At 73.8% G+C, this 15,970-nt stretch carries 15 protein-coding genes; 14 read left to right on the top strand and 1 reads right to left on the bottom strand.

The annotated features are described in order from the left end of the window. Positions 1-5: 5 nt before the first annotated feature. From dnaJ to AB0L40_RS02715, 8 genes are all read left to right on the top strand, one after another. A complete protein-coding gene (dnaJ, locus tag AB0L40_RS02750) occupies positions 6-1,145 on the top strand; it encodes a molecular chaperone DnaJ (protein WP_364348794.1) in 1,140 nt (379 codons plus the stop codon). Positions 1,146-1,248: 103 nt separating this feature from the next. Continuing rightward, positions 1,249-2,226, top strand: coding sequence for a 50S ribosomal protein L11 methyltransferase (locus AB0L40_RS02745; protein ID WP_364348791.1), 978 nt, complete (start codon positions 1,249-1,251; stop codon positions 2,224-2,226). A 628-nt stretch (positions 2,227-2,854) separates the two neighbouring features. After that, positions 2,855-3,835, top strand: a complete 981-nt coding sequence (locus tag AB0L40_RS02740; protein WP_364348788.1) for a PhoH family protein — start codon at positions 2,855-2,857, stop codon at positions 3,833-3,835. After that, positions 3,832-4,425, top strand: a complete 594-nt coding sequence (gene ybeY / locus AB0L40_RS02735; protein ID WP_364348785.1) for an rRNA maturation RNase YbeY — start codon at positions 3,832-3,834, stop codon at positions 4,423-4,425. Before AB0L40_RS02740 ends, ybeY begins: the two co-directional genes overlap by 4 nt. 95 nt (positions 4,426-4,520) lie before the next feature. Continuing rightward, a complete protein-coding gene (gene era, locus AB0L40_RS02730) occupies positions 4,521-5,414 on the top strand; it encodes a GTPase Era (protein ID WP_364348859.1) in 894 nt (297 codons plus the stop codon). A 34-nt stretch (positions 5,415-5,448) separates the two neighbouring features. Further along, entirely contained in the window at positions 5,449-5,670 is a 222-nt protein-coding gene (locus AB0L40_RS02725) for a ribbon-helix-helix protein, CopG family (protein ID WP_364348783.1), read from the top strand. After that, positions 5,667-6,089: a PIN domain nuclease gene (locus tag AB0L40_RS02720; RefSeq protein WP_364348856.1), complete on the top strand. Its 423-nt coding sequence runs from the start codon at positions 5,667-5,669 to the stop codon at positions 6,087-6,089. The genes AB0L40_RS02725 and AB0L40_RS02720 overlap by 4 nt, the downstream gene beginning before the upstream one ends. 467 nt (positions 6,090-6,556) lie before the next feature. Next, a complete protein-coding gene (locus AB0L40_RS02715) occupies positions 6,557-7,471 on the top strand; it encodes a hypothetical protein (protein WP_364348780.1) in 915 nt (304 codons plus the stop codon). Positions 7,472-7,752: 281 nt separating this feature from the next. Here the strand turns inward: AB0L40_RS02715 and AB0L40_RS02710 are convergent, their stop codons facing one another. Beyond that, positions 7,753-9,882 carry a hypothetical protein gene (locus AB0L40_RS02710; RefSeq protein ID WP_364348777.1) on the bottom strand — a complete coding sequence of 710 codons (2,130 nt, stop codon included), beginning with the start codon at positions 9,880-9,882 and terminating at the stop codon, positions 7,753-7,755. Positions 9,883-9,968: 86 nt separating this feature from the next. On the opposite strand from AB0L40_RS02710, the gene hisIE reads away from it, so the two are divergent. From hisIE to trpC, 6 genes are read left to right on the top strand one after another with little or no spacing between them, the layout of a single operon-like run. Beyond that, a complete protein-coding gene (gene hisIE / locus AB0L40_RS02705; RefSeq protein ID WP_364348774.1) occupies positions 9,969-10,640 on the top strand; it encodes a bifunctional phosphoribosyl-AMP cyclohydrolase/phosphoribosyl-ATP diphosphatase HisIE in 672 nt (223 codons plus the stop codon). Positions 10,641-10,692: 52 nt separating this feature from the next. Beyond that, the gene (locus AB0L40_RS02700) at positions 10,693-12,195 is read left to right on the top strand and encodes a chorismate-binding protein (RefSeq protein WP_364348853.1); all 1,503 of its coding nucleotides are present in this window, start codon (positions 10,693-10,695) and stop codon (positions 12,193-12,195) included. Position 12,196: 1 nt separating this feature from the next. Next, positions 12,197-12,775, top strand: a complete 579-nt coding sequence (locus tag AB0L40_RS02695; protein WP_364348771.1) for an aminodeoxychorismate/anthranilate synthase component II — start codon at positions 12,197-12,199, stop codon at positions 12,773-12,775. 45 nt (positions 12,776-12,820) lie between these two features. Further along, on the top strand, positions 12,821-14,008 hold the full coding sequence (locus tag AB0L40_RS02690; protein WP_364348768.1) for a M20 family metallopeptidase: 1,188 nt from the start codon (positions 12,821-12,823) through the stop codon (positions 14,006-14,008). Between the two features lie 45 nt (positions 14,009-14,053). Then, positions 14,054-15,106, top strand: coding sequence for an anthranilate phosphoribosyltransferase (gene trpD / locus AB0L40_RS02685; protein ID WP_364348765.1), 1,053 nt, complete (start codon positions 14,054-14,056; stop codon positions 15,104-15,106). Continuing rightward, positions 15,103-15,891: an indole-3-glycerol phosphate synthase TrpC gene (trpC, locus tag AB0L40_RS02680; RefSeq protein ID WP_364348762.1), complete on the top strand. Its 789-nt coding sequence runs from the start codon at positions 15,103-15,105 to the stop codon at positions 15,889-15,891. The genes trpD and trpC overlap by 4 nt, the downstream gene beginning before the upstream one ends. Positions 15,892-15,970: the final 79 nt, after the last annotated feature.

The raw sequence follows: 15,970 nt of genomic DNA, 5'->3' as shown, positions 1-15,970 counted from the left end.
AGACCGTGCCACGTGACCCCTACGAGGTGCTGGGCGTCTCCCGTGATGCGGACGAGGCCCAGATCAAGAAGGCCTTCCGCAAGCAGGCCCGGACGCTGCATCCGGACGTCAACCCGGACGACCCGGACGCGCAGGAGCGCTTCCGCGAGGTCGCCGAGGCCTACGAGATCCTCTCCGACGCCGAGCGCCGCGCGACGTTCGACCGCTACGGCCACGACGGGCTCAAGCAGCGCGGTATGGGCGGCTCCGGCGGTCAGGGCTTCGAGGGCTTCGGCTCGATGCAGGACCTCTTCGGCGCGGTCTTCGGCCAGGCGTTCGGTGGCGGCGGGGGAGCGGGACCGGGCGGCCCGCGGCCCGGCGGCGACCTCGCGGTCGAGACCGAGCTGACCCTGAAGCAGGCCCTGACGGGCGCCCGCGTGTCCGTCGAGTACCAGGTCGTCGCGCGCTGCGAGACCTGCACCGGCAGCGGCGCGAAGCCCGGCACGAGCACGAAGACCTGCGCCCAGTGCGGCGGTCACGGCGTCGTCGACCGCATCAGCCGGACCCCGTTCGGCGAGATGGTCCGCCGCGTGGAGTGCGACGCCTGCCAGGGCCGCGGCCGCGTGCCCGAGGAGCCGTGCGGCGACTGCCGCGGCCAGGGGCTGAAGCCCACGGCGCGCACGCTCGAGGTCGACATCCCCGCCGGCATCGCCGACGGCCAGCGGATCCGCCTGAGCGGCCGCGGCCACCAGGGCGAGCCCGGCGCGCCGGACGGCGACCTCTACGTCGTCGTCACGGTCATGCCCGACGCGCGCTTCGTGCGCGAGGGCGACGACCTGATCACCGTCGTCCCCGTCGCGGCGCCCCGCGCGGCGCTCGGCGAGACGATCACGGTCGAGGCGCTCGACGAGCCGATCGAGGTCGAGATCCCCGCCGGCACCCAGCCGGGCAAGACGATCACCCTGCGCGGCCGCGGCATGCCGCGCATCGGCGGCGGCCGCCGCGGCGACCTGCACGTCGTCGTCGACGTCGCCATCCCGCGGCGCCTGAACGAGCGCCAGCGCGAGCTCCTCCGCGAGCTCGCCGACTCGCTGGACGACGGTCAGCTGGACGACGCGGACGAGTCGGTCGTCGGCCGCCTGCGCCGCCTCTGGCGCAAGTCGTGACGCGGCGGGTCACCGGCCGGCCGGGCACCCGCACGGGCGTGCGGCGCGCGCCGGCCACCGCGGCCCCGGGCGGCCGCACGGGCGCACGAACCGGGACCGTCAGGTGATCCGCCTCGCCTTCCGCGTCCGCCCGGCGGACGCGGAGGTCGTGCTGGCCGAGCTCATGGAGCTCGCGCCGACGGGCGTCGAGGAGACCGACCTCGGCGACACGATCGAGTACGCGGTCTACGGCGCCGAGGGCGAGCTGCCGGCGCTGCCGGCCGTCCGGGCCCTGGTCGGCGACGCGCTGGTCGAGGTCGTCTCGACGGAGGTCGCCGACGACTGGGCCGACCGCTGGCGCGCCTTCCACGAGCCGATCCTGATCAAGGACCGCCTCTACGTGCGCCCGCCGTGGTGCCCGCCGTACGCGGAGGTCGTCGCGGGCGCGTCCGTGGGGACGGGACCGGCGGACGGCGGCGTCGGCGGGCCATCGGCGGCCGCGGGATCGCCGGACGCCGGCGTCGACGGGCCGACGGGGCCCGCAGCCTCCGTGACCGACCTGGTCGTCGATCCGGGGCAGGCCTTCGGCACGGGCGCCCATGCGACGACGCGTCTCTGCCTCGAGCTGCTGGTCGAGCTGACGGACCGCCGCCGGGAGGCGGGGGAGGACCTCGGCCCGGTCCTCGACCTCGGCTCGGGCTCGGGCGTCCTGGCCGTCGCCGCCGCCCAGCTGGGCTGGAGCCCGGTCCACGGGGTCGACCACGAGGCCGCCTCGGTCGCCGCGACGCTGGAGAACGCCGCGGTCAACCACGTGACGGTCACGGCCGACCGCTTCGACCTGCTGCGCGACGGCGCCACGGCGATGCCCGACGCGGGAGAGACGGCCGCCGCTCCGCTCGTCCTGGCCAACCTCCTGCGCCCGCTCCTGCTGCGCGTCGCCGCCGACGGCTTCCTCGGCACCCCGCCGCACCACCTGATCGCCTCGGGCCTCCTGATCCACGAGTGCGACGGCATCGCGGCGGCGTTCGCCCGCATCGGCCTGGTCGAGGCCGAGCGTCGCACGCACGGCGACTGGGCCGCGCTGCTCCTGCGCCGGGCATAGCCGGTCCGGACGGGGTCCTCGCGGCCGACGGGCCGGCGGTGCGGGGCGACGGCGGCGATCACCGCGCCGGCGCTCGACTCGGTGGGCACGAACAGGTGGTGAGCGGGCCGGTCGGCGGCCGGCAGGGCCCGGGGGGGGACTCCCGCACCAGGGCCGGGGGGGGACTCCCGCACCAGGGCCCGGGGGCGCTCCCGCACGTCTCGCGTCCCGGCGCGTCATGTTCCTGGTGAAGAGGACCAGTCACCAGGAAGATGACGCCGCGATGAGCACACGTCTTCGCCGCGGTGCCCGCCCCCGGTCCCTTTCCCTTTCCCGGGCGGTATGCCCGCGATGCATGGATATGCACCCCGGGCATACCGCGGCGAGAAGCGTGTGTCGCGGCCGTCGGTCGGTGCGGGCGGCGAACGGGATGACGCCGCTCTCCGGGCCCGGCCGCGGCGGACTCGAACCGCTCGGGGCCCGCCGGACCGTGAGAACCGCTCGATCCGTCCGGGGGTGAGGCGTATGATCAGTCGCGCATGAACTGCACCGCGGAGAGGCTTCCGAGCCCTCGCACCCTCGATCGTGTCGGTGGTGCGCGCCGCGGCCCAACGATCCCAGGGAGAACGTTCTGAGGCGACGGCTCGAAGTGCCGTATGAGGTCGCCGTTCAGCTCAGCGATGCCGGCGAAGCCGGTCTCCGCGCACTGGGGGAGCACGTCGACTGCGACGTCTTCCTGCGCGGCAATCTGCTGACGCTCGACGGTGAGGCGGAGGCGGTCCAGCAGGCCGCCACCGTGGTCCGGGAACTCATCACGCTGTCCTCGCGGGGGCACACGCTGGACGCCGGGACCATCCCGGCCGTCGGTTCCGCGCTGGGCGCCGACCAGAAACCGGCCGAGGTCCTCACGGACGTCGTCTGGCAGAACCCGTCGCGCGACGTCCGCGTGGCGCCGAAGACGGCGCTGCAGAAGCGCTACGTCGACGCGATCCGCAACAACACGGTCACGTTCGGCATCGGTCCTGCCGGCACCGGCAAGACGTTCCTGGCGGTCGCCGCGGCCGCTGACGCCCTGGCGCGCCACGAGATCAAGCGGATCATCCTCACGCGCCCGGCCGTCGAGGCGGGGGAGCAGCTGGGCTTCCTGCCCGGCGACCTGATGCAGAAGATCGATCCGTACCTGCGGCCGCTCTTCGACGCCCTGCACGACATGCTGGACCCCGAGCGGGTGACCGCGTACATGGAGAACGGCGTGATCGAGGTCGCGCCGCTCGCCTTCATGCGCGGGCGCACCCTCAACGACGCGTTCATCATCCTGGACGAGGCGCAGAACACGACGCCCGAGCAGATGAAGATGTTCCTGACGCGCCTGGGCTACCGGTCGAAGATGGTCATCACGGGCGACATCACCCAGGTCGACCTGCCGCGCGAGCAGCGGTCCGGCCTGGTCGCGGTGGCGGAGGTCCTGGAAGAGGTCGAGAAGGTCGAGTTCGTGCGCTTCCAGCGCGGCGACGTCGTCCGCAACGACCTGGTCCAGAAGATCGTCGCCGCGTACGAGAACCACGCGGAGAGCCAGGCTCCCGAGCTGCGACCGGCCGACGGCCGCCGCAAGGAGCGCCGCCCGGCGTGAGCGGCCCCGACTCCGCGGCCGTCGGGGGTCCGGACCCCGGGGTCTCGGGGTCGGGATCCGCCGTCGGCGGTCCGTCTTCCGACGGGGCCCTCCGCCCGGGATCGCCCGACGACCTCGGGCTCGCGCCGGGTGCCGATCACGACGCCCTCGAGATCGAGCTCGAGGTCGACCACGAGGGCTTCGTCGAGGACGAGCTCCCGGACGGGATGCCGTCCGGCCAGGACCTCCGCGAGCTCGTCGAGACCGCCGCGGCGTCCGCCGGGGTGACCGACGGGCACGTCGCGATCACGATCCTCGAGCCCGAGGCGATCCACGAGCTGAACCTCGAGCACCGGGGCAAGGACCAGCCGACGGACGTGCTCTCGTTCCCCATCGACGGGGCCGGTCCGGTGGCCGGTCCGCGCGAGATCGGGGACGTCGTCATCTGCCCCGAGCACACGGTCAGCATGCGGGAGGCGGTGGTACACGGCATCCTCCATCTCGTGGGCTTCGATCACGAGACCGATTCCGGCGAGATGCTCGCCGTGCAGGGACAGATCCTGTCCTGGCTGCCGGCACCCGCCGGCCCGACCCCGGGCGAGGACGCGTGAGCGGCGACGGACCTGAGGTCTTCGGCCCCGACGACGGTGTCGAGCTGCCCGTCCCGGTCTTCGACCCGGACGAGAAGCCGCTGACGGACCCCGACCTGGATCCCGACGCCAAGCGCTCCGGTTTCGTCGCCTTCGCCGGCCGCCCGAACGCCGGCAAGTCGACGCTGACCAACGCCCTGGTCGGCGCGAAGGTCGCGATCACCTCCGACAAGCCGCAGACGACCCGCCGGGCGATCCGCGGGGTGCTGACCCGCGAGGACGCCCAGATCGTGCTCGTCGACCTGCCGGGCGTCCAGCGGCCGAAGGACTCGCTCACCGGCCGCATGCAGCGGCGCGTGGACTCCGAGATCCGCGAGGCCGACGTCACGCTGATGGTCCTCAACGGCGAGGAGGGCGTCGGACCCGGCGACCGCTACATCGCCTCGCAGCTGCGCGACCTGCGCGCCCCGACCGTGATCGCGGTCAACAAGGTCGACCGCCTGAGCCGCGGCGAGACGATGGCCGTCCTGGTCGCCGCCGCCGAGCTCGAGATCGGCGAGGACGTCTTCCCGATCTCCGCGAAGACCGGCGTCGGCGTCCAGCCGCTGCTCGAGCACCTCGTGGGCCTGCTGCCGAAGGGGCCGTTCTACTTCCCCGTCGACGAGAGCTCCGACCAGCCGCAGCACGTCCTGCTGGCCGAGCTCGTCCGCGAGCAGATCCTCCGCCGGACCTTCCAGGAGGTCCCGCACGCCGTCGAGGTCCAGATCGAGGAGGTCGAGCGCCCCGGCGACGACCTCCACGTCATCGTCGCCAACGCCTGGGTCGAGTCGCCGTCCCAGAAGGGCATCCTGATCGGCGCCGGCGGCAAGATGGTCCGCACCATCGGCACCGCCGCCCGCAAGGAGCTCGAGCGCGAGCTCGGCACCCGCGTGCACCTCGACCTCCAGGTCAAGGTCCGCCGCAACTGGCGCTCCGACGACACGTTGCTGGACCGGCTCGAGATCGACTGACCCGGCGCGGGATATCGACTGATATCATCTGCGTGTGCCTGACGTTCTGATCCGCGATCTCCCTGCCGAGGACCTCGCGCGTCTGGACGCCCACGCCGCGCGTCAGGGCCTGTCGCGCACGGAGTACCTGCGTCGACGCCTGCATGAGGCGGCTGCCCGCCTCGACGCTCCGGTGACGGCCGGGGACCTGGAGCGGTTCGCGGCGCGCTTCGGCGACCTGGCCGATCCGGAGGTCATGCGGCAGGCGTGGTCGTGACCGATGTCGCCGCGGGACCCGGCTGGCTGATCGACAAGTCGGCGCTGGTCCGGCTGGGGGCCGACTCCGAGGCCCCGGCGTGGGCGGAGCGGATCGAGCGTGGCCTGGTGCGGATCGCGACGGTGACGCTGCTGGAGGTCGGCTACTCGGCGCGAAACGCGGAGGACCTGCACGCCGGGCTGCGGCAGCCGCCGGTCGCCTCGATGCCGGTGGAGTACGCGACGCCGACGGCGGAGGACCGCGCGGTGGAAGTGCTGACGCTGCTCGCCGGCCGGGGGCACCACCGCGCTCCGTCGGTGCCGGACCTGCTGATCGCTGCGACCGCGGAGATCGCCGGGCTGATCGTGCTGCACCACGACAAGGACTTCGACCTCATCGCGGCGGTCACCGGGCAACCGCTGCAACGCCTCGCCGACTGAGATCCGGCCACACGTGCTCCGGCTCCGCGGTGGCGCCGAGTTGCCGTCTGGCGCGTACGCAGTAGCTTCGCGTCCATGTCCCCCACGTGCGTGTGGTCCGGCTCTCTGGGAGTCGTGCGTCGGCGATCGGTGATGTGCAGTGTGCTCGGTGCCGTAGCGCTCGGGGTCGCCGTGACCCCGGGGACCGCTGCGGCGTTCACCGCGCAGCCATCAGGCGGCGCGATCGTGGCAAGGCGATCGGTTCGGGTGAGAACTACGATGGAAAGGGCAAGTGGGTGCAGAAGTGTCATCCGCTGCGCGTCGTCTGTCTCCGCGCATATCCGATTGCGAAGCGGGCGAGCTATACCGAGGGCCCGACGCCTGCGGGTTGGGGCGCGTATGCCCAGGAGTGGGGCGGGTCTGGAGCGTCGCCGAAGGGCCCAGGGTTTGGCGCGAACGAGGGTCCGTTCCGTCGACCGTTCACGACGTTGCTCGACGACGTGATCCGGCCGCGTGCCGCTGGCGGCGAACCGGGTCAGCCCATGACGGGGCGGGCGGCGACAGATCCCGTTGGTCCCTGTGGGTCGTGGTTCGGGGTGGGCGTCACGGTGCTCGTGTGTGGTACCGGTGAGCCGCCTTCTGACGCCCAGCTTGTCGTCCGGCGACGTGAAGGGAACGAGACCTGGCTCCCCGGTGATGCCCGCTTCGGGCCGGGGTGGGCGATTCAGCGGCTCGGGGCCGTGCCGAGCGCGGGGGACCGCATCGAGTTGCAGTTGCCGTCCCGAGACGATCAGCAGGTGCTCGTCCGGCTCGCCGGAGCAGACGGGCAACCGTACGTGACACGGATCTATGGAACGTCGGCTTCGGGGAGTTCGTCGTTCGAGGTACGGGACGTCGAAGGCGTGCCGCGCCTGGTGGATTCGGCAGGGAAGCCTGTCGGAAGCATCGTTGCGGGCGTTGAGGCCCAGTCCACGATGATGGCGTCGCTCCGAGTCCGGGGGCGCACGGCGACATTGCGGATCGCGAACGGGCCGCCGCTCCGGCGGCTTCGTTTGCGCGCACAAGCGCGTCGAGGCACTCTGCCGGAAGCGTCGCGGATCGTTCGCGCCGGTGTGATCGTCTCGGTCTTCTCCGCGCTCGTGCTCGTCGGCGTCTCTCCGGCGCTCACCGAGTGTTCCTCTGCGAGCTTCCCGAGCGTCGTCGCCGGGATCGGCCTACTCGGGTGCATCGGAGGCAATGGTGTCGGGGGCGTCGCTGGGCTCGTGCTTCTCGTGCGCGGGCGCGGCGGGCATCGCGTGTCGCGACAGCAGCGGCGGATCGTGTGCGTGCTCCCGGTCGGATGGCTTGCTCTGGTGGTCTCGTACGCGGCCCTCACGTTCGCCTGCATCGATTCGATCGGCTGACCGCCTCGATCGAGCGTCGTCCCTCCGGCTCGGAAGCCGACGTCGCGGCCGGGGCGCCTGTTCAAGCCCGGGCGCGGCCGGCTCGTGCCTTCTGGGTACCGGCTCTACCGGTTCTCGGTGCCGAGCGGAACGCACTGGCTCGTCGGGCGCGGCAGGGGAGGACGTCGCGGCTTCGAGGTCGAGGCGAACGTGCCCGTGCGGGCGCACCTCTGATCCTGTTCGGTACCTACGTCGCTGGACTGTGAGGCAGCCGGGGTCCTGAGACGCTGCCCGCGGGCCCGTCAGTCCGCGTCCGGCCGGATGACCCGCGTGATCTGGGTCCGGTGGTTCACGCGGATCCGGATCGTCGCCTGGCTGCCCGGGCGGGGGAGGGTCGACCGGACGGCCGGGCGCGTGCGGGTGATGACGCCGCCGGGGGTCAGGCCGATCAGGCCGACGTGCATCGAGGCGCCGCCGGCGGAGCGCACGACGTAGTCCTGTCCGCGCGCGCAGCCGGGGAGGCGGCCTCGGGGCGGCAGGCCGAGCACGCCGGCGCCGCAGCGCACGGTGCCGGAGCGGCCGGCGCTGGGGAGCCGGATCTGGACCTCGACGTCGCGGCGCGGGTCCACCAGGTACGTCGTGACGATGCGGTCGGGCAGGAAGCGGTGCGTGACGCGGACGACCGTGTCGCCCAGCGCGGCGCGGCCGGTGTAGGCGTTGGGGTCCTTCTTCGCCTGGCGCAGCGCGAGGGTGCCGACCTGCGTCGGGCCGGGCTGCGTGTCCAGGAGGACCTTGCCGTCGCCGACCAGGCGCATCCCGAGCGAGCCCTGGCCGCCGCCGCCGAGGGCGATCAGGCTGTCGGCGTTGGCGTCCAGCAGCCAGGCGGGCTCGAGGCCTCCGCCCGTCGGGATCGCGGTCGGCGACAGCGCCGTCGAGTAGCGCGGGCCGTTGACGGTCAGGCGCTTGAACTCGGGGTCGAACCGGGTCAGCAGCGGGGCCTTCGCACCCGCGGGCGGCACGAGACGGCCCTTCGTCCCCGAGCTCGCCGCCCACTCGGCGATCGTCGCCGCCAGCCGGACGCTCGCGGTCGTGCGGTTGTTGCGGACGCTCTCGAACCGCGACGGGTAGTTGAACGACGTCGCCGGCAGCAGCACGCTGCCGGCCCCGGCGGACCAGCGGCGGAAGAGCTCCTCGCCGCGGCTGATGATCCGGTTGCCCTCCTGCGGGTCGCGGCCCGTCAGGCCGACGCTGCCGCGGAGCCCGTCGGCGACGCCGTCCAGCGCGAGCGCCCAGTACTGGCGCAGGTGCAGCCGGCTGCCGGCCTTGCCGGTCTCCCAGTTCAGGTAGCCCGATGCGGTCCAGTCCGCCTCGAACGTGTGGGACGCCCAGGCGGCGAGCGTCTTGCGGTCGTCGTCGCTGAGCGGCTTCATGCCCGACCGCACGGCGTCGTCGTAGTAGCGCAGGGCGCCGAGGACGATGCTCGCGTACTCGACGGTGTCGCTCTTGTTCAGCGTCGTCTGCGCGTCGGCCTCGGGCTGGTAGAAGAACCCGTTGCCGGTGCTGAGGTTCGGGCGCCCGCCCTCGACCGTGGGCTCGTGGGCGTGGTCGACGAACCACTGCAGCTGCGCCCGGTAGTCGTCCTTCAGGAGCGTGTCGTCGTTGCTGACGGTCGCTGCGGCGGCGTAGAGGTCCGCGTTCCAGTTGATCTGGTTCAGCAGCCGCTGCGGCGCCCGGAAGGCGGGGGAGGACGCGACGGCGACGACCTCGCGGCGGATGTCGTCGCGGGCGGCGCCGCTGAGCTTCGTCTGCTCGCGGGCGAGCCACGCGGCGCGCAGGCCGCGGGCGACGGTCGCGTCGATGCTGGGGTGCTGGTTGACGACCTCGGCCGAGGACTGGCGCCAGCCCGGGACGTGGATCGAGTTGTGGCGCGAGCTGCCGAACCGCTCGCCGTCGGTCGTCCCGATGTAGGCGGGACCCGTCAGGTACCGGACGATCCGCCGGACGCGCCCGTCCTGGCGGGCCGGCCCGTGGTGCCCGGCCAGCGCCGCGGCGGCGTGCAGGCGCAGCAGCTCGGCGTTCAGGCGCGTGCTGATCCGGCCGCCGGGCGAGACGTACGCGCCGCGCTTCTCGTCCCACAGGCGGTCCAGCGGCATCGTGACGGCGTCGGGGACGGCCCACGCGTCGTCGTCGTCGGAGACGGAGAGCTCGCGCTCGGCCTTCCGGCCGGCGGCGTCGAACACCGGGTCGGTCGGGACCTCGTCGGCGTCGCCGCCGCGGTCGGTGTCCTCGGACGCGGGATCGGCGACCGTGGTGGCCGGGGGATGGGACGATCCGCCGTCGCCGCCGAACGCGACGAACGCGATCAGGGCGGCCAGGAGCGCGGCGAGCGCCACGGCGGCGATTCGCCGCCGGACGTTCGGCGCGGCCTTCATCGCGAGGCATGGTAGGCGGGACCCCGTCCGCGGCGCGCCGCCCCCTCGGCGGGCGCCCGCCCCCGGTCGCTGTCAGAATCGCCGGCGTGCCCGTGCTGCCGGACCTGACCGACACCGTGCGCTTCGACGACGCCGGCCTCGTGCCGGTGGTGATCCAGGACTGGAGCACCGGCGAGGTGCTCACCCTGGCCTACGCCAACGACGAGGCGCTGCGCCTGACCCGCGAGACCGGGGAGCTGCACCTGTGGTCGCGCTCCCGGAACGAGCTCTGGCACAAGGGCGCGACGTCCGGCAACGTGCAGCGGGTTCGAGCCCTCCGCATCGACTGCGACCAGGACGCCGTGCTCGCGCTCGTCGAGCCCGCCGGCCCCGCCTGCCACACCGGCGCGCGCACCTGCTTCCACCCCGCCGGCGCCCCCGAGGGCCCCGCGGCGGACGACTGGGCGCCCGAGGGCGAGGGCGTCGGCGCGCTGCTGGCCCCGCACGAGGTCCTGCCCGACCTCGTCCGCGTCCTCGCCGCCCGCCGCGAGAGCGCCCCCGAGGGCTCTTACACCGCGCAGCTCCTCAACGACCGCGCCTTCGCCGGCGCCAAGGTCGAGGAGGAGGCCGAGGAGGTCTTCCGCGCCGCGCGCGAGGAGACCGACGACCGCGTCGACAACGAGGCCGCCGACGTCCTCTACCACCTGCTGGCCCTGATCCAGGGCCGCGACCGCACCCTGGGCGACGTGCTCGAGGTCCTGCGTGCCCGCCGCGCCTGAGCCCGCGACGCCGCGCCTGGCCGCCTCGCTGGCCCGGGCCGAGGCGCTCGGCCTGCGCCTGCGGCCGTCGTTCGACGAGACCCTCGCGCTCGCCGCGGACCACGACGTCGTCCCGGTGCTCGCCCAGACGGTCGACGACGTCGAGACGCCCGTCTCCGCGTACCTGAAGCTCCGCGCCGCGCACCCCGGCGAGCCGTCGTTCCTGCTGGAGAGCGCCGAGCAGGGCCGCGTCGGCCGCTACTCCTTCCTCGGCGTCCGCCCCGCGCGGACGATCGAGTGGTCGCTCGGCGACCCGGGCGACCCCTACGCGCTGGCCCGCGACGCGATCGGCCGCCGCCGCGTGGCCGACGTCCCCGGCCTGCCGCCGTTCGTCGGCGGCGCCGTGGGCGTCTTCGCCTACGACCTCGTCCGCACCGTCGAGCCGCTCGCGGAGCCGAACCCCGACGAGCTCGGCACGCCTGACCTCGCGCTGCAGGTCACCGACGCGATGGTCGTCTTCGACGGGCTGCAGCACACGATCACGACGCTGGCTCCGCTGCACGTGGGCGCCGATCCGGACGTCGCCGGCGGCGAGCGGGCGTCCGAGGACGTGCTCGCGGAGCGCTACGCCGCCGCGGCCGACCGGATCGTCGAGCTGCGCGGGGCGCTGCTGCGCCCGACGCCCCCGGGCCGGACCGCGGCGGAGCCCGCGCCGCTCCCCGTCCGCGAGGCGCCGGAGTGGGTCTCCAACCACACCCGCGAGGCGTTCGAGGCGATGGTCGCGCGGATCATCGAGTACGTCCGCGCCGGCGACGCCTTCCAGGTCGTCCCCTCGCAGCGCTGGTCCGCCGAGCTGGGCATCGACCCGTTCTCGGTCTACCGCGGGCTGCGGGTCGTCAACCCGTCGCCGTACATGTACTACCTCGACTTCGGGGACTGGCAGGTCGTCGGCGCGAGCCCCGAGCCGCTCGTCACCGTCCGCGGCGACCGGATCTCGATGCGCCCGATCGCAGGCACGCGCCCCCGCGGCGCCACGCCCGCCGAGGACGCCGAGCTCGCCGCCGGGATGCTCGCCGACGAGAAGGAGCGCGCCGAGCACGTGATGCTCGTCGACCTCTCACGCAACGACCTGGGCCGCGTCTGCGAGTACGGCACGGTCACCGTGGACGAGCTGATGGTCGTCGAGACCTACTCGCACGTCCTGCACATCGTCTCCGCCGTCTCCGGCACGCTGCGGCCCGAGGTCGCGGCGACCGACGCGCTGCGCTCCGTCCTGCCCGCCGGCACGCTCTCGGGTGCCCCGAAGGTCCGGGCGATGCAGATCATCGACGAGCTCGAGCCCGTCAAGCGCGGGGGCTACGGCGGCGCCGTGGGCTACCTCTCGTGGTCCGGCGACCTCGACTCCTGCATCCACATCCGCACCGCGGTCTTCAAGGACGGCACCGCGCACGTGCAGGCCGGCGGCGGCACGGTCGCCGACGCGCTGCCGGCGTACGAGTACGAGGAGTCCGTCAACAAGTCGCGCGCGATCCGCCGCGCCGTCGAGGTCGCCCTCGAGCAACCGGATTGGGCCTGACATGACCTCCGTCCTCGTCATCGACAACTACGACTCCTTCACCTACAACCTGGTGCAGGAGCTCGGCGAGCTGGGCGCGGAGATCGACGTCGTCCGCCACGACCAGGCGACCGTCGACGAGCTGCTGGCCCGCTCACCCGACCGGGTCGTGGTCTCGCCCGGCCCCTGCACGCCCGACGACGCCGGCATCTCGCTGGAGGCCGTCCGCCGCTTCCCGGAGGCCGGGATCCCGCTGCTCGGCGTCTGCCTCGGCCACCAGGCGCTCGGCCAGGCCTTCGGCGGCACCGTCGTCCGCCACGAGCCCGTGCACGGCAAGACGTGCCTGATCACGCATGACGGCCGCTCGATCTACACCGGCCTGGCCGACGAGGTCGAGGTCGGCCGGTACCACTCGCTCGTCCTCGACGAGGCCGTGCTGCCCGACTGCTTCGAGGTCACCGCGCGCGGCGGCGGGGTCATCCAGGGCGTGCGCCACAAGGAGCTGCCCGCGGAGGGCGTCCAGTTCCACCCCGAGTCGGTCCTCACCCCGCTGGGGATGGGCATGCTCGAGCGGTTCCTGAACAACGGCGTCGCCCGGTAGCGCCGCTCCCGGGCCGGGCGGCCCGGATCGTGGGACGATCGCTCCGTGGCCGCCACCGACACCGCCCAGGACGAGCTCGTCGCGCTGCGCCGCCGGCTGCACCGGATCCCCGAGGTCGGGCTCGACCTGCCGCGGACGCAGGCGGCGATCCTCGCGGCGCTGGACGGCCTGCCGCTGGAGCTGCACCTCGGCACCGGGCTGAGCTCCGTCGTCGGCGTCCTGCGCGGCACCGCGCCCGGGGCGGAGGACGGCCCGGTCGTCCTGCTGCGGGCCGACATGGACGCGCTACCGCTGCGCGAGGAGACCGGCCTCGAGTACGCGGCCGACGGCGACGCGATGCACGCCTGCGGGCACGACCTCCACAGCACGATCCTCGTCGGCGCCGCCCGCACGCTCTGCGCCCGCCGGGACGAGCTCGCCGGCACGGTCCTGCTGGTCTTCCAGCCCGGCGAGGAGGGGCACGACGGCGCCGCCCGCATGCTCGACGAGGGCCTGCTGGACCTCGCCGGCCGGCGCCCGGCCGCGGCCTACGCCCTGCACGTCGAGTCGCGGCGGGACCGCGGGACCGTCGCGACCCGCCCCGGCCCGTTCTTCGCCGCCTCTGCGGTCCTGACCGCCACGGTTCGTGGACGGGGTGGCCACGCGGCGATGCCACACCTCTCGAGGGACCCCGTCGCGGCCGCCGCGGCGCTCGTCGCCGCGCTGCCGGGCTGGGTCGCCCGCACGTTCGACGCGTTCGACCCCGTGGTGGCGACCGTCACCGGCGTGCGCGCCTGGGGCGCCGAGAACGTGATCCCCGACGAGGCGACCGTCCGCGCGGCGGTCCGCAGCTTCTCGGCGGCCTCGGCGGCGACGCTGGCGGCGGGCGTGCCGGAGCTCTGCCGCGACGTCGCGGCCGTCCACGGGTGCGAGGTCGACGTCGACTGGGACGTCCGCTACCCGGTGCTGCACAACGACCCGGCCGAGACGGCGTTCGCGAGCGACGTCGCCCGCGGACTCGTCGGCGACGGATTCTCGACGATGGACGCCCCGCTGAGCGCGTCGGAGGACTTCGCGCGCGTCCTCCAGGAGGTCCCCGGGTGCTACCTGCTGCTCGGCGCCCGGCCGCCCGGCCTGGCCGTGGGGGACGCGGCGCACCACCACTCGCCGCGGGTGGTCTTCGACGACGCGGTGCTCGCGGACGGGGCGGAGCTGCTGGCGACCCTGGCCCTCCGCCGGGCCGCCGCGGCCTGACCGCCGGGTCGGACGCGTCGCAATCCATTAACCTCCGCTGACCCTATGCCGCACCCGGTGCTCACGCCCGCGATCGAACGGGTCGCGTCCGGAGAGGATCTCGATCTCGAGGAGGCCCAACGGGTCCTCGAGGAGATCATGGCCGGCAACGCCTCGCACGTCGAGATCGCCGGCTTCCTCATCGCCCTCCGCACGAAGGGGGAGACGGCCGACGAGATCGCCGGTCTCGCCGCCGCGATGCGCTCCCGGGCGCTGATGGTCACGACGTCCCGCGAGGATCTCGTCGACATCGTCGGCACCGGCGGGGGCGCGCTGACGTTCAACGTCTCGACCACCGCGGCGTTCGTGATCGCCGGCGCCGGCTGCGCGGTCGCCAAGCACGGCAACCGCTCCGCCACGTCGAAGTCCGGCGCCGCCGACCTGCTCGAGGCCCTGGGCGCGTCGATCGAGCTCTCACCCGAGCAGGCCGGCGCCGTGATCGACGAGCTCGGCTTCGGGTTCCTCTTCGCGCCGCGCCACCACGCGGCGACCCGGTTCGTGATCCCGGTGCGCAAGGAGCTCGCGGTCCGCACGGTCTTCAACGTCCTCGGGCCGCTGACGAGCCCCGCCGGCGCCAAGCGCCAGGTGATCGGCGTCGGCTACCCCGACGTGATCGACCGGATGGCCGACGCGGTCCACCGCCTCGGCACCGAGCGCTCGCTGCTCGTGCGGTCGGAGGACGGGCTCGACGAGATCTCGATCGCCGCCCCGACGCTCGTCTACGAGGTCACGCCCGACGGCGTCCGCTCGTTCACGATCACGCCCGAGGAGCTCGGCGTCCGCACGCACGCGCTGGACGAAGTCATCGGCGCCAGCCCGGCCGAGAACGCGCAGGTCACCCGCCGCGTGCTGTCCGGCGACGTCGCCGACGGCACCTCCGCCGCGCTCGAGCTCGTCGTCGCCAACGCGGGCGCGGGCATCCTGGTCGGCGGCGGCGCCGACACCCTGGCCGACGGAGTGGAGCGTGCCCGGGAGGCGATCGCCTCCGGTGCGGCCCACTCCGTCATGGAGCACTACGTGAAGCGCACCACCGAACTGGTCGAGGGCTCCCCAGCATGAGCATCATCGACGACATCGTCGACCGGACGAAGGAGGAGGTGAAGCGCCGCCGCAAGGAGCTCCCCGAGAAGGAGCTCCGCAAGCGCCTCGTGGACCGCGAGGACGGCCGCCCCTTCGCCGAGGCGCTCGCCTCGCAGCCCGGCGTCTCCGTCATCGCCGAGCACAAGCGCCGCGCGCCCTCGGCGTCCGAGCCGCTGCGCGAGGGCGGCGTCCTGGAGGACATCGTCGGCGCCTACGAGCGCGCCGGCGCCACGGCCCTCTCGGTCCTGACCGACGGCCCGTTCTTCGGCGGCGCGCTCGAGGACCTGCACTCCGCCCGCGCCGCGAGCCGCCTGCCGATCCTGCGCAAGGACTTCATCGTCCACCCGTACCAGGTGGTCGAGACCGCGGTCTCCGGCGCCGACGCGATGCTGCTGATCGTCGCCGCGCTCAGCGACGACAAGCTCGCCAAGCTCTACCGCGAGGCCCACGAGCTGGACCTCGACGTCCTGGTCGAGGTCCACGACGAGGAGGAGCTCGAGCGCGCGCTCGAGGTCGTCGACGCCGATCTGATCGGCATCAACAACCGCAACCTCAAGGACCTGACGGTCGACCTCGACACCACGTTCGAGCTGCTCAGCCAGATCCCGGCGGGCAAGGTCGTCGTCTCCGAGTCGGGCATCTCGCACCGCGACCAGCTCGAGGAGCTCGAGCGGGTCGGCGTCGACGCGGTCCTCGTCGGCTCGCACCTGATGCGCCAGCCGGACGTCGAGGTCGGCGTGCGGGAGCTGCTCGGAACGGACTGACGGGCGGCGCGCCGGCCGGCCCGTTCGACCTCTCGCCCGCCACCGCCGGGTCGCGGGCCGTCGGGTTGCGTCCCCCCGA

The sequence above is a fragment of the Patulibacter sp. NPDC049589 genome (assembly GCF_040675535.1).
Taxonomy (GTDB): Bacteria; Actinomycetota; Thermoleophilia; order Solirubrobacterales; family Solirubrobacteraceae; genus Patulibacter.
This window is presented reverse-complemented; position numbering and strand designations above follow the sequence as displayed.